Raw genomic sequence first — 14,688 nt, forward strand, 5'->3', positions numbered from 1 at the left:
TCGCACAACGCAGGGCGTCCCTCGGCACACGGTGCGCAGTGCCCGCAACTGGGCACGAACACCACGACGACATGGTCACCGACTTGAAGGTCAGTCACGCCAGACCCAAGTTCGTGCACGATGCCGGCGGCTTCATGGCCGAGCGCCATCGGCATCGGACGCGGCCGGTCGCCGTTGATGACAGACAGGTCCGAGTGGCAAAGACCCGCAGCCGCGATCTTGATCAACACCTCGTCGGGCCCCGGCGGCGCCAGATCGATCTCTTCAATGTGCAGGGGACGCGAGACGGCGTAGGGAGACGTTGCACCCATCGCTTGCAGAACTGCTGCTCTGATCTTCATTGGGTCACCTCGTTTACGCGGTTTCTCAGTTCATCGACCAGCACGCGGCTGTTCTCCGAGTAGTCAACGGGCACGACGACGAGTTGCACTCCGCCTTCTTCGAAGGCCGCCTCCAGTGTCGGAACCAACCCTTCCGCCGACTCGACGCGTCGTCCTTTCGCCCCGTACGCCTCCGCGTACTTGACGAAGTCGGGATTGCCGAAACTCAGGCCCCAATCGGCGAAATCATCCACCGCCTGCTTCCAGCGGATCATGCCGTAGGCGTCGTCCTGAATGATCAACACCACGAGGTTGAGTTTCAGCCGGACAGCGGTCTCGAGTTCCTGCGAGTTCATCATGAAGCCGCCGTCGCCGCATACGGCCATCACGCGACGGTCGGGGTAGAGGAGCGATGCCATCATCGCCGACGGCAGACCTGCGCCCATCGTCGCCAATGCGTTGTCCAGCAGCAGTGTGTTGGCACTGCGCGTGCGGTAGCAGCGCGCGAACCAGATCTTGTACATGCCGTTGTCGAGCGCGACGATGCCATCGGCCGGCATCACTTCACGCACGTCGTGGACGATGCGCTGCGGCGTCAGAGGAAAACGCGATTCCGTCGCGCGATCCAGCGTGCGCTTCAGAATGCCGTCGCGTAATGGCGCCAACGTTGCTGCGTTCGGGAGCTTGCCTTCGACCACATCGGCGAGACGCGACAGGCTCAAGCCCAGATCGCCGACCACCTCGGCGTGCGGAAAGAAAACCTGTTCGACGTTCGCCGCCGTGTAGCCCACGTGAATGACCTTCGGCCCTTTCGGCCCCATGATGAACGGCGGCTTCTCGACTGTGTCGTGGCCGATGGTCAGGATCAGGTCGGCGCGGTCGATCGCCTCGTGCAGGTAGTCCCGTTCGCTGAGCGCGGCTGTCCCCATCCACAGTTGCGCCGCTTCGTCGCTGCCGATTGCGGCGACGGTGCCTTTACCCATTTGGGTGTTGAAGAACGGGATGCCAGTGCGTCGAATGAAATCCGTCAATTGCCCGACGAGCCGCGGCCGGTTACTCGCTGCGCCGAACATCACGAGCGGTCGCTCTGCGCTTCTGAGCATCGCAGCGGCCCGCTCGATGGCAGCTTCTTGCGCGACTGGCAACTCCACCGGATGCAATGGAATAACGGCCAGCTCATCGCTGACTTGTTCGCCCGCGACGTCTTCCGGCAGTTCCAGGTGAACTGGACCGGGCCGCTCGTCCTGCGCGAAGCGGAAGGCCTCACGCACCACGGTGGGAATGCTGGCGCCGCTGATGATTTGCCGGGAGGCCTTGGTGAGTGGCTTCATCGTAGCGACGATATCGACGATCTGAAAGCGTGCCTGGCGTGCCGTCATGATCGGCTTCTGCCCGGTGATCAGGATCATCGGCATCGCACCAAGATGTGCGTACGCCGCGCCAGTGACCAGATTCAACGCACCGGGCCCGAGCGTCGCCATGCAGACGCCCGGCTTTCCGGTGAGACGACCGTGGGTCGCAGCCATGAAGGCAGCGGTCTGTTCGTGCCGCGTCAAAATGAGTTCAATGCTCGAACGGCGCAGCGATTCCACGACGTCGAGGTTTTCTTCACCTGGCACGGCGAAGATGCGATCGACGCCTTCGTTCTCCAGGGCCTTGACGAACAGGTCGGATGCTTTCACGGATAGACTCCTTGATCCCTATACTTCTCAATCGTGATGGATAGTGCGTCAAAGGGAGCCATGTTTCGTCGGCCCCCGGCCGTTCGGGGATGTATGTGGCTCAAGCTAGCCCCGGATCAGGACGCCATAGACGACCGTCGCGACCCTCTTCGACCGTTCGGTCCTCCATCGCGCATTGGCCGCTTAGCACGTGCAAGAGACGATCCAACGGGCCGGCGCCCAGTTCCCTATCGAATTTCTACGCCACAAATCGACACTCCGACGCGGGCGTGCGCGTATCCATATTGCGCCCGCGGTTCATGTGGTCGTCAATCTCGGCTGCGCAGCCGAGCATGCGCGGGTAGAGAAAGATAGTGAACGCAGCTGTTTCCAACGCGCTGCGGGAGTATTGGCCGTCACGATAGGGTTGCCACAGCATCTTGAGCAACAACGCCGCAATCACGGCATCCACATTCACGCAATAAACGTTACGTGAAACTCCTGTGTCGAAGAGACTTTGCACGAGTGTCCGGTAGAAGTCGTGGAAGACGTTGTATTCGCCGCGCTCTGCGAACAGTTGACGTACGAACACTTCGCGCGGGTCGTTGTTCACAGGCTTGTCCTTGAACACTGGATGATTCACTCCGGGGATTTTTTGAATGTCCAGACTTCCGCTCGTCTTCTTGGTCGACTTGTACCGGGCGTAGGCTTCCACATATTTTGCAGCCAACGCCTTCAGGTCGATGCCGTGCTTCGAGTCGCCAGGGTTGACGAGCCCGCTGTCCTTGAACTGGTCGAGCAGAAAGGCAATCCCCTCGAAGCCATTGCCCCCGTGGGTGTAGCCGCTATGCGTGAGGAATCCGATTAACGCCTTGTTCAGTTGCACTCGCTCAGGGTCTTCAGGTCCATCCGCCGACACAGCGCCTTTTGCCCCTTGCGCAGAAATGGTTCCGGGTCCGTTCGACAACAGAAGACCAACGAGGAGTTGGAACGAGAATAGATCGCCGGCGGTCGGCGACAGTCTAAACAGCGCGCTAAAGGCGACTTCGCCAATCGAGCGCTGACCCAGTATGTCGGTCGTTGACATGCCGCAGAAGCTGTCCGGTTGATGTTGCTCAGAGGCAACCGAAGCTCCAATTAACGAACCGAACAGTTGTACCCACCACGGAAGACTCTCGGCAGAAAGACGGGAGATACGTTTGCGCATCAAGGGCCCCCACGCAAGCGTCGCACAGATGGCCGCGAGCACGCCGCTTACCGTCGGTTCGCCCGGAAGGCCCTCGACGTACCGCACGAACGCTGACTTCGCTCCACGCTCGTGGAGTCCCGCAAGCATGGCCTGTGCACGACTATCTGGTTCACTGCCGACGAAGAGAGTGAGGTCGTCGAGTCCCACCGATGCGACATTGAAATCATCGTCCATCGCGTCTTCGAGCTTGGCGGCTGCGAATCCGTCGATTAACGCCCGGACTGCCTGACGGGCGGCGCTTTGTTCGCGCGGTCCAACAATGCTTGCCGCCGCTGCGAGCACAGTATTGGGAGCGTTGCCGGCCTCGCGCGCAGCCTGTGCTGCCGCGAGCGCAGGTTGCCCGTACAGGTTCAGATAAGCGCCGACGGCAACGTTGAAGAGCGCCCGGTCATTTGCCCCTCCGGGTTCATGCAACAACGCAAGGCTCACATTTGTTTCGAGAGAAAACTGAGCCGCATCCAGCATCGAGACGCTATACAGGCTTGTCACCTGCGACTTCGGGTCCATTTGCGATGCACCAGAAGCGTCCTTCATCGACTGCCGCGGCGGCACTGCGCCTATCTGCAGGTCGAGTGCGGCAATCTGTGCGTCGTACGGCGCTGTGGCCTGCACAACCGGCAAGTCAAGTTCTTTTGGCAAAGTCAAACCGCGATGGCTACTGAACCACGGCTTCAACGCGAGGTTGCCTTCCGGCTCGAAATCCGGCCGGCAGGCGTTCTCGCGCATCACCGCAGTCAGGGCGGCCGGGATGTGCGCAATGTTGGTGACAAGGGCTCCCTTGGCTGAAACGACCGGGTTGTCCGGTGTGAACACACTTGTTAAGCCGAACTTGTCCAGGAACCACTGCTCCTTTGAGGCGGCATCGTCCGCCCCTCCTGCCATGGCTCCGGCATGACCAACCGCGCGCGTCAACTGCGACTTCCAGCGCCCGACCACGCACGCAACGACCGGCTTTGTGAAGTTCGCGTCGAGCTCGTAGTAACCACCGGGTTCCACATAGAGTACGGCCGCCTTGCTGCGCGAATCGTTCGCCAGCGCGACCGCAAATTCAGGGGCCGCAAATTGGATATACACGTCTTTGCCGCTTGAGATAGCGGTGGTCGTTCCCCATCCAGCCATGCGCAGGTACGTCGCGATGGTCGTCGTGAAGTTGCCGGAGTTTGAGAAGAGCGCAATCGAACCGCGTCGCAGCGCTTCTTCCGGATGGTCGCCCCCGAGTGCTCCGCCAATGCGGACCTGATTCCACGCGTCCGCTACACCGAGGCTGTTACCGCCGAAGATGTCAACGCCGTTCGACTGGCCCATTGCACGAATTTCGCGCGAGTCGCTCACTGCCAACTTCTCTGTGACGATGAAAATCTTCTTCAGCTCCGGATTGACCCGGATTAACTCGGCCACGCCGTCGCGAGCAGCCGACGGTGGCAGATAGATGACACCGCAGTTGAAACGCAGACCGTCATTGAGACCCTCTAAGACGTTGTTGTAAACCGGCACGTTGCCAAGTGCGGTCTCCAGGACCTGCCCGCGCTTGCCTGGCGCCGTGCCAAACACCACGTTGCCGCCTGAATATACGTGACCCACGGGCGTTACGTCGCTCGACTCGCCTCCAAGTATGTTGAGCACACACACACGGTCCTCCCGTGTGGCAACTTGCGATAACGAATTGACGCCTACGAAATACTTGAATCCATCTACGCCTTGCTTGTACATGATGTTTTCCTTTTCCGGCCGGCGCTTACGCCGCTTGCTTGATTGCGATTCCCAGCTTCGAGGCCACTTGCTCGCGCCCGCCGGCCTTCATCCATGCGTCTATCTGCTTTGCATGCTGGACGACTTCACTCATGTCGGAGTCGAATCCGAAGAAGCTGTATGGCAAGCCTAGGGCGTCGAGGGTGTCCCGCAACGCACCCATGCCTCGGACGAGATTCGGGCCACCGCGCCCGACCACGACATAAAGCGGTGTGGGCCCGTGCTTGCTGAAATGCTCTCGAAGCGCGTCGGCCATGGCGCGGAACGTCTCGAAGATGTCAGTGTTGTTCGACTTGCCGCCGATGATAAACAGCACGTTGCTCTGCCGAATCCAGTGTTTGAAGCATATCCGTGCGACCTCTTTCATCTTTTCGTAAGGCGGGTTGCCTCCAAAATCCGACGAAATGATGGCGTCGTCGCCGAGCATCTGCGTGACCAGCGAATTCGCCCCGCCACCGAAAGTCGGGGCGAGGATGCTTCCCTTCGCGTTGATGACGTAGACGTCGCTCTGGCCTTGATAGGTGCGAAGCTGGTTGATTTCCTGTTCGAAGTCAGAGTAGTCCACAGCGAACAGGTGGGGCGGAAGGTTCAGACGTTGCCAACGCGGGTCGTCGCGGTCGAACCCGCATTTGAAATCACATGCGATTGGCACTAGCCGGCCCTTACTATCCTCGCGCATTCGAATAGGATTGAGTTCAAGCGTCGTCATGCCAAACCCGTGATAGAGCTCCCACAGCTTGGGCAGTTGCTGGACGAGCGGCGAAATAATCTGCTTGGGCGCGCCTAGTGTCGAGAGGGCGTTCGCCACGACGAATGCCTTGAGGCCGGTCAATGGGTCGAACGGAATCTGCACGATTTGCGACTTGTCCAACTCCTCGATGTCCATGCCGCCATGATGCGTGAGCGTCATGGTTGGCGCGCGAAAGTGCGTCGAGTCGGTAATTGAGAAATACACCTCGTACTCGGCTGGCACACCGGCTTCGAAGGTCACTCCGTTAGCTTTTGAGACGGTATTGCCGACGCGGTGCTCGACAAAGTAGAGGCGCTCCTTCTCTTTCAGCGCGGTCGTCAAGTCGGTCGCGCGGCCAATCAGACCGGCCTTGCCTTTCTTTCCGACGCCGCCCTTGAAAACCGGCTTGATGAAAATCAGGCCGTGCTTTTTCAGCATGGCGCGAATCTGCTCTTCGCTAGCGTCCGGGCCCAATATCTCGGGCGTGGGGAATCCAACGAACTGGAGCATCTCGGCTCCGTGCAACATTCCAGTGACTTGCATGGTTACCTCACAGAGTGCGTTGAAGAGTTTGCGTTGCCGGAGCGTTGTCACGGGCGGGCTTCTTGTCGAAGCCGTAGAACGCGCGAGGGGTTGAACGCAGGATGGCATCAGTGATCGCTGGCTCCAGAGTGAGATCCCGCAGTGTCGAGAGCGTCCGGCCGAAGTCGCTCGCGTGTTCGAATTGCGTGTGCGGCCAGTCGCTGCCCCACATCAGGCGCTCCGGGCCGAAGTTGTCCAAGAGTCGGTCGGTCGCATCGCGCACGAAACCGGAGTCCGGCTCCGTGCAGCGATAGGCTCCTGAAACCTTCACCCATACGCGACCCGAAGCGCCAAAGCGGAGCAGGTCGTTGAAGCCTGGGTCGCGCGTTCCCTTGTCCGGGTCGGGCCTACCGAAATGGTCGACGACGACCGGCAAATCTGCCTTTAAAAGCGAATCGATGAGCGGCGCTAGGTCCGATGCGTTCCTGTGAAGCTCGACATGCCAGCCGAGGTCGGACAGCCGTCGCCAAAACGTTGTCCAGGGAGCCGCGCCAACCCCGGGAAGGGGCTGCCCGACCAGATTCAGCCGTATGCCCGTCACGCCACCCTCGTTCATGCGCGCCAACTCGTCGTCGGAGATTTCGTGCGACACGACGGCGACGCCGCGCAGCCTGGAGGGCTGCTCCGACAAAGCCTTAAGGAGATAGCTGTTATCGGTGCCGAGAAAGCTGGGCTGGACCAGTACGGCATGACCGAAATTGTGTTCGTTCAGCAGCGTCAGATATGTGTCCAGCGTTGCGTCATAGCTTGGCGCGTAGCGACGTCCGTCCGCGAGCGGCAAAGCTCTCGAGAAGACGTGCGCATGAGCGTCGATGTAGGGCGACATGGGTTGTGCACTCAGTGCCGAATTGTTCATCGCTGGCTCCGCGCACGGTTGAGCGCGAGTTCAGCGTCGTTGATAGGTTCCAGCGCCTGCTCGGGACTCGTCGGCCGCAACAGCTTGCCGCGTGTTTCGGGGAGGAGCAGTACGGCGACCATCGCCAAGCCGTAAGCGATTGCCGCATCGATACCGATTGCGCTGCCTAGCGACATCGAATGACTCATGTAGCCGACCAGCACAGGAAAGCCCGCCGAGGCGATGCGTCCAAAGTTGTAGCAAAAGCCCACTCCCGTGCCGCGCATCTCCGCCGGGTAAAGTTCGTTGAAGAGCGCTCCGAGACTTGCCGGGATACCGGCCGCGAAAAAGCCAAGGGGAAAGCCCAAGACGAGCATCTGCAAGTTACTCAAGGGCAGCATCACGTAGGCCAATACGGTGACGATGCAGCAGAACGCGAAGAGGGCGACGTTGCGTCGACGTCCGATGCGGTCCAGCAGATAGGCACTCGCCATGCAACCGCACCAGAAGGCGATGATGACGACGGCGAGGTACCCGCCTGTGTTCAAAACCGAGAGATGCCGCTCTTTGGAGAGAAATGTCGGCAGCCACGTCATGATGGCGTAGTAGCCTCCATGAGCACCCGTGCCGAGGACGGCGCCGATGATGGTCGTCTTCAGAACCCGAGGCTGGAACACCTGCGTGACTTGCCGCCACATAGAGACTTTGGGCTCGTTGCTGTCGGATGCGATGCGCGCGGGTTCGCGAAGGTTGCGTCGAACGTAGAGCACGAGAATCGCGGGGAGCAAGCCAACGCCGAACATCACACGCCATGCCGTGTCGGCCGGCAGCCATGTAAAGGCGGCTGCGTACAGTAGCACTGCTCCGCCCCAACCGACGGCCCAGGCGCTCTGGACGGCACCCATGGCTTTGCCGCGGTTCTCCGGCCGGATGGTCTCTGCCATCAAAACGGCTCCGGCAGCCCACTCGCCGCCGAAGCCAAAGCCTTGCAGCGCTTTTAGAACGAGAAGTTGCGGAAAGGTCTGAGCAAAGGCGCAGAGAAATGTAAATGCGGAAAACCAAAGAATCGTAATCTGCAGCGTTCGAACTCGCCCAAACTTGTCCGAGAGCGCCCCTGCTAACCATCCTCCCAGTGCCGAGGAAATCAATGTTACGGCACTGATTGCGCCGGCCTGTGTGTGGTCAATCCCATACGCTGCAATAATTGCAGGGATGGCCAACGTGAACATTTGCACATCGAGTGCGTCGAGACCCCAGCCCGCAAAACATCCCCAGAACGTCCTGCGCTCGATAGGTGTGCCTCGTTTGTACCAAGTGAACATCGCCGTCTCCAAAATGGAGTCATATATTCATGTATATGACTAGATGTGTAGTCTAGGCTTTTGGGCGACGTTGTCATTGGGGATTAACCCTTGAATGGGGAAAGTTGCGGTACAGTAGAATTACTTGTGGATAACTATATGACCTATGAACACGGTGCCTTTGCCTACCAAGCCTGACGAGCGTTTGCCGCGTTACCAGCAAATTCGCGACGACATTGTGCGAAGGATTGCCGGAGGGGAGTGGGCACCGGAACAAGCCATTCCCACCGAGGCTGAGCTGGGTCAGTTTTACGAGGTGTCGACCGGCACGCTCCGCAAGGCTATTGATTTGTTGGTGGCCGACGGCGTGCTGACACGCACCCAAGGCAAAGGCACGTTCGTTCGCCGTCCGCGCTTCGACTCATCCTTGTTTCGGTTTTTTCGGTTTAAATCCGTGAACGGGCAGCCGGTTCAGCCGACCGCCAAGGTGCTGAGGCGCGAGGTGACGAAACCGAACGCAGCGATTCGGTCGACTCTCCAAATGAAGACCGGCGAAAAAGCCATTCACCTGTCTCGAGTCCGTTTAATTGACTCGGAACCTGTGTTGTCTGAAGAAATATGGCTTGCCCGTAGCCGGTTCGAAGCGTTGGCGACCCTCCCCCTCGACGAGTTTGGGGATTTGATGTATCCCCTCTATGAAAGCCGCTGTCGCCAAATCGTGGCGTCTGCGACGGAGATCCTTAACGTTGAGCAAGCTACCGCCGACGATGCTGCACTGCTGCGCATTAACGTCGGCAGCCCGGTAATCCTGGTGCAGCGGGTAGCCGCGGATTTCGCCGGGACGCCGATTGAATGGCGAATCACCCGCGGCGGCGCGACCGGATTCCAGTATCAGGTGGATATCCGCTGAGGCCCCTGTCTAGACACCGCCTCCTGGCCGCCCCCCGGCCAGACGGCGCGCTTCTCTGCTTTTAGCGACTATCAAGTGTTTCTGGTGCAGCCTCGGCGCGCACCGTGCACGCACGTCTAAACCGTCGATCGTCCGGGTAACACCTCATAGCCGCCCAACTCATCTGTATATATAAAGATATATATGTATATATCTATCGCCACTCTGTCATGCGTTGCGTTTGCAGCATTGAGGCGAGTACCGGCCCTATACGGCCTCCGGAGTGAATATGTCTATATCCGTAATATCTGAACAGCAGGTCATGAAAAAAATGGCATGGCGGCTAATGCCCCTGCTGATTGTTATGTTTCTGATAGCGTTCATCGACCGCCAGAATGTCGGCTTTGCCAAGCTTGAAATGGTGCAGGCGCTCGGGATGACCGAAGCCGCGTATGGCCTGGGAGCCTCGTTATTCTTTATCGGATATTTGTTGTTTGAGGTGCCCAGTACACTCGCGCTGCATCGATTTGGGGCCCGCACCTGGCTCGCGCGAATCATGATTACCTGGGGCATCATCACTGTCTTGCTGGCGTTTACAAAATCACTGCCCCTCTTCTACACATACAGATTTGCACTTGGCGTGGCTGAAGCCGGCTTTTATCCGGGCGTAATTTATTACCTGACGCAGTGGTTTCCTCAAAGCTACCGAACCCGGGTGCTTGGCTTCTTTACGCTGGGCAGCGCACTAGCGAATATGTTCGGTGCGCTCGTAGGCGGCCTCTTGCTTTCGTTGGGCGGGACCTGGGGATTCGCTGGCTGGCAGTGGGTGTTCATCGCAACCGGTATTCCGGCCATCCTGATTGCGTTCGTTGCGCTCAAGTACTTGCCCAATTCAGTTAAAGACGCGCCATTCCTTTCTCAAGCAGAAAAGGATGTGGTGGTGGCAGCACTTGAGCGGGAAGCGTCCACCGAGGCCAAGGCGTCCCGGCCTTGGGCCGCTCTTGTTGACCCTAAGGTGCTTTTGTTTGCTGCGACTTATATGCTGATGTCGACGTCGCTCTACGGAGTAACTTATTGGCTGCCGACGCTGGTGAAAAGCTATGGCGTCACATCGACAGTCAACGGCCTGCTGAACATGATTCCGTGGGCGCTGGCGACTCTGCTTTTGCTTTGGTTGCCCGGGAAACTTAAGCGCGAACGTGTGGTTCTGCGGGCGATGACCGTCGTTGCGGCAATCGGTGTTGTTTGCTTTGCATCGAGCCTCGTACTGCCGACGGTTTCCCTGCGCTTTATCGCGCTGTGCCTCGGCGGGGCGTGCATCCCGCTGCTCTACCCCTGCTTTTGGTCGCTTCCGCCGCGTTTCTTCTCAGGTGCTCGTGCTGCAGCGAGCGTTGCGGCTATTAACTGCATAGGCAACCTTGGCGGGTTCTTCGGCCAGAATCTCATGCCTTATATCGGCAAGGTGACTCATAGCCATGCTGCACCAATGATGGTGCCGACTATCTGTTTGTTAGCGCTTGCGATTGGTACGGCCATCGCGCGTGTGATAGGCGCACGCCGCAGCTCGCCGGTCCCGACAGCGAAGGGCGGGGCCATTTAAATTCGCCACCCTGCAGCGTGGCGCGACCGGCGATAACCGTGGTCCTCTGAGCAGACGGAAGGCAGCAAGCCGGTCCAAAAGAACCCAGAGAACTACGCGTCAAGATTGCCGGGAGGGAGAAGCCCCGACGTGCGCCTGACTGGCCACGTACCGCGCTCCTGCCCGTACCTGACTGCATGATCCACCAGAGAAGGTCCGGTGTCTGGATGCTGCGGTCGTTCGAACGTCCGTGTAAAAACGTGTGCCAGCGTCCGCAGTTGGCCGCACTGAGACAAAGTAGAACTTTGCTCACGTGGCGCCCGAAGCCCCGTTCGTGAAGGACAATTCGCGCGGACGTTGAATGCAAATCGCGAATCTCGATGCGCGATGCAGCCTTTCGCAGATGATTCGGACTCAGCCGACCGGAGCACCAGATCGCATGGCGCCAGCCAAATTGCTAATGCCCTCCTTCATTAAGCGCAGGCAGCCGACTACGCGTCAGCTTCTGGTGACATTCACGGCGACGATTTCGTATCCGGGATCGGTGTGCTCATTCGCCGCTTTTTCCGCTTCCCATACGAGAGAAAGGACGTGGCTTCTTCGACCGCAGGTGCCAAGCCCATGTCGCCGTCCTCGGCGGTGCAGAGGAACTGCGCGCCGGTCTAGTGTGCGTGGCCAGCCCCTTGAGGGGTGCGGTTGGGGCCGGCGAAGATCGGCGCGTCGCATCCGGATCGAAATGGTCGGACGCCTCTGCCTCTCAGCACATCGGTCAGCATGTCTTCGAGATGGAAGCTATCTGAATCGTTCCTTCGCTTCCCTTGTATCGCGCAAAACGTTTGCATGTTGTATGTCAGCAAACCGAATGCAAAGTGTTAGTTCTCGCACGATTACCAATCCTTACGCTGAATATGATCCTCGGGCGCCTGGACGTTTCATAAAAAACTTAAAAATTCTTCGGGGATTGGGAATGAAGACCTATTTGGCTTTGCTGACCGCTGTGGCCCTTGCCGCGTGCGGTGGAGGGGGTGGTTCGAACGACGACGGCGCGACGACCGCAGCACAAGCGGCGCCTGCAACTGAAACGCCCGCGGCGTCCACGCCAGCTGCAACAACCCCTGCGGCATCGACACCTGCAGCAGCTGATCCGGCGGCATCTGGGCCGGCTACCACGACGCCGACCAACACGTCGGGCACCACACCGACCGCTCGGCCAGATACACCTGACACGACCACCCCGAGCACGCCCGCAACAGGAAGCACGGGTGCAGCGGACCCCAGCACACCCGCAAGTTCGACGGGCGGCGCAAGCCCCTCCGGTGGTGCCAGTGCTCCGGGTGGCGCAAGCACGCCGGTCGCTACGATCTGCGAGCCGGGCTACACGACCAACCCGGCAGAGGTTTGCTCCGGAAATGGCGCTTCAAAGTACTACGCCTATGTGGTCCCGAAGACCATCATCCCGGCCAACACCATCATCAGCAAGAACACCACTTGGACCGCGGCTGATTCGCCGTACCTCGTGAATAGCGGCGTCAAGGTCGCGGCGAACGCCACGCTCACAATTGAGGAAGGTGCGGTCGTTGGCACACAACGCTTTAACCCTTGCGCGAGTTGCACGGGCGTGGGTGGCATCGGTGGCTTGACCGTCGACGGCTACGTCAAGGTTCAGGGTACTGCAGGCAATCCTGCCAAGCTCTTGGGCCTTCAGCTCTCGAATGGCCAAAGCGGAAACATTTCGTTCCAGTTCGCCGACCTGTTTGAAACGGGATTGCCGTTTAGCGGCGCGGGCAAGCTGGTGCTCCTCGACTCGCGTATCGAACGGGCCAATGTCTATGGCAGCGTCTCCGCTGACGGCGTGACGACTTACAGCGCGTCGAGTTCCTTGTCTGTGATGGCTAACTCCGACATTGAACGCAACAGGTTCATCAACTCGGCAGGCTTCCAATTCGACAACTCAGTGACGGTCAAGAACAACCTGTTCATCGATATGGCTAGTCCGTTGATGCTCAGCAATGTCGGCGCGACTAGCACGTTTGACCAGACGTCGAATTCTTTTACGTACGCTTGGAACCCGACGATGGTGACCTTGAATTCGTTCCTGTTTAAGGCGACCACCAACAACCCGAATCAGCTCGCATTGACGATGTTGCCGTCCACCGGTACTTGCGGGGGCACCAGCAGCTGCCCTGAGTTTGAGTTCGACGTGTCGAACAACTACTGGGGAACGGACAATAACACTGTGATCCTGACGCATTACGCAGACAGCACCAACAATCCGAACCTCCACGGCCGGATGAAGTACACGCCGGTGCTGGTAAAGCCTGATGTCGCCACCCCGATCGACAACACGGGGCTGGCAAACCAGTAAGTAGGCGAGGCTTATTTGGGGCGCTGCACGCGCTTCTGGATGGCAAACAAAGCCCAGGCATCCCAAGGTGCCTGGGCTTTCGCCTCTTTACTTCCGCTACCTAATCAACTCCAACATCGGCATGCAGAAGACCAATTATTCTTCCAGGATCCCTGAGGCGCGGAAAATGCTTACGGTGCATGACCGCTATCTGGACCACAGCGGCCGTTTGACTGACTGTCCAGTGGTCTTGGCGGCCGGCAGAACATGGCCGGCAAGCGCCTGCTCGCCGGCCATGACCTATCAGACTTCGGTTTGCTCAGCCATCTCGAGCGCGTCGCGTCTACTTCAAATCCCGAGGTAACGCACCGTACTAGTCAAGTTTCGTATGGCCTAAAAGCAACTGAACTGCGCGCAGATTCTTGGTGCGCCGATAGATTAGCGATGCCTTCGTGCGGCGCATCGTGTGAGTGCCGTACGCCGCGTCATCCAGTCCAATCGAAGCGACCCAATCCAGGCTGCGACACTCTGCCGAGTCTGGTCCGTGATTTCGAATTGCACCGGTAGTTGCGTTTTTGCTGCATGAACGTTGCTCGCGAGACCACATGGCTTCCCATGCAGATGTCCTGCACCTGCAGTCGCGTCAGATCGCATGCCCGAAGCTTGCTGTCGATTGCCAAGTTGAACAGCGCCAACTCGCGAACGTTGGATGACATCTGAAGTCTCGTGCGAATTGCCCAGATCTCGCGCAGTTTCAACGGCGGCTTCTGGCCAGTCAGCCTCCCCTTGTTCCACGGCACCCGACGAGCGCTGAAAGAATTAAGCGTTTCCATGTCAACCTCCTCTTCAATGAAGGGAGATCGATTGTGCGCGCCTTGCAGCGGTCGCTCGCGGACTCTGAACCGCCTTTCGGGCATTCACAAAGTCGGCGGCAGCTCCGGGGTGCAACGGTCATCGTCGCCTTTGTGCTGTCCGACCTTTGAGCCTCCGTGGTATTCGCTACACGGTGACTGCGCATTATTTGCACCGCGCGATTTGGACGCACCTATCATTTGGTCCGAAATCTACCTGGCACCTGAGTTGATCGTGGATTACACTATTTTTGCTATGCGACCTTAATGCGTGGCCGACTCACGAAGTCACAAATGCGCAGACTTTCGTGCACCTCTTTAGCGCGTGTCTGGCGACACCAAGCGAAAATAATCGCTTGGTGAAGGGTTTCGCCGTTAATTATTCGGCCCGCACCTCGGCTTTCTCTCCTCACACTCCTGAACACCCGGCCGCACTGACGGCCATTCAAGCTCTGCTTCCTCCGCAAACGGCGGTAGTCAGGATTCGCTGCTGCCTTTTTGAATTTCATTTTGAATTGGGCGCCCCGTCAGCCAGGCTATAGGCCTATGCGCGCCGCGATGTTAAGTGCCCGATTCGCTGACAAGGAGATAACCGTGA

9 protein-coding genes and 1 pseudogene are annotated in these 14,688 nt (G+C 58.9%); 3 read left to right on the forward strand and 7 right to left on the reverse strand.

Annotated features, from left to right (window positions below; genetic code table 11):
- The 6 genes from AWB67_RS31240 to AWB67_RS31265 all read right to left on the reverse strand — a co-directional run.
- Positions 1–341, reverse strand: a 341-nt coding sequence (locus AWB67_RS31240; RefSeq protein ID WP_159965013.1) for an alcohol dehydrogenase catalytic domain-containing protein, incomplete at its 3' end; no start/stop codon positions are given.
- A complete protein-coding gene (locus AWB67_RS31245) occupies positions 338–2,002 on the reverse strand; it encodes an acetolactate synthase large subunit (RefSeq protein WP_087659977.1) in 1,665 nt (554 codons plus the stop codon). The genes AWB67_RS31245 and AWB67_RS31240, both read right to left, overlap by 4 nt.
- Before the next feature lie 238 nt (positions 2,003–2,240).
- Complete coding sequence (locus AWB67_RS31250) at positions 2,241–4,940, reverse strand: CoA-binding protein (RefSeq protein WP_087659978.1); 2,700 nt, start codon at positions 4,938–4,940, stop codon at positions 2,241–2,243.
- Positions 4,941–4,965: 25 nt separating this feature from the next.
- Positions 4,966–6,252, reverse strand: a complete 1,287-nt coding sequence (locus tag AWB67_RS31255; RefSeq protein ID WP_087659979.1) for an ATP citrate lyase citrate-binding domain-containing protein — start codon at positions 6,250–6,252, stop codon at positions 4,966–4,968.
- 7 nt (positions 6,253–6,259) lie between these two features.
- Positions 6,260–7,147: an amidohydrolase family protein gene (locus AWB67_RS31260; protein ID WP_087659980.1), complete on the reverse strand. Its 888-nt coding sequence runs from the start codon at positions 7,145–7,147 to the stop codon at positions 6,260–6,262.
- Positions 7,144–8,448, reverse strand: coding sequence for an MFS transporter (locus tag AWB67_RS31265; RefSeq protein ID WP_087659981.1), 1,305 nt, complete (start codon positions 8,446–8,448; stop codon positions 7,144–7,146). The genes AWB67_RS31260 and AWB67_RS31265 overlap by 4 nt, the downstream gene beginning before the upstream one ends.
- Before the next feature lie 145 nt (positions 8,449–8,593).
- On the opposite strand from AWB67_RS31265, the gene AWB67_RS31270 reads away from it, so the two are divergent.
- The 3 genes from AWB67_RS31270 to AWB67_RS31280 all read left to right on the forward strand — a co-directional run bounded on the left by AWB67_RS31270 (position 8,594) and on the right by AWB67_RS31280 (position 13,260).
- On the forward strand, positions 8,594–9,337 hold the full coding sequence (locus tag AWB67_RS31270; RefSeq protein WP_087659982.1) for a GntR family transcriptional regulator: 744 nt from the start codon (positions 8,594–8,596) through the stop codon (positions 9,335–9,337).
- A gap of 268 nt (positions 9,338–9,605) precedes the next feature.
- Positions 9,606–10,916, forward strand: coding sequence for an MFS transporter (locus AWB67_RS31275; protein ID WP_087659983.1), 1,311 nt, complete (start codon positions 9,606–9,608; stop codon positions 10,914–10,916).
- A gap of 946 nt (positions 10,917–11,862) precedes the next feature.
- Positions 11,863–13,260, forward strand: a complete 1,398-nt coding sequence (locus tag AWB67_RS31280) for a hypothetical protein (RefSeq protein WP_125477744.1) — start codon at positions 11,863–11,865, stop codon at positions 13,258–13,260.
- 282 nt (positions 13,261–13,542) lie between these two features.
- Here AWB67_RS31280 and AWB67_RS31285 read toward each other — a convergent pair.
- A pseudogene (locus tag AWB67_RS31285) lies at positions 13,543–14,072 on the reverse strand (site-specific integrase).
- Positions 14,073–14,688 lie beyond the last annotated feature (616 nt).

Source organism: Caballeronia terrestris, assembly GCF_001544515.1.
In the GTDB taxonomy this organism is placed as follows: domain Bacteria; phylum Pseudomonadota; class Gammaproteobacteria; order Burkholderiales; family Burkholderiaceae; genus Caballeronia; species Caballeronia terrestris.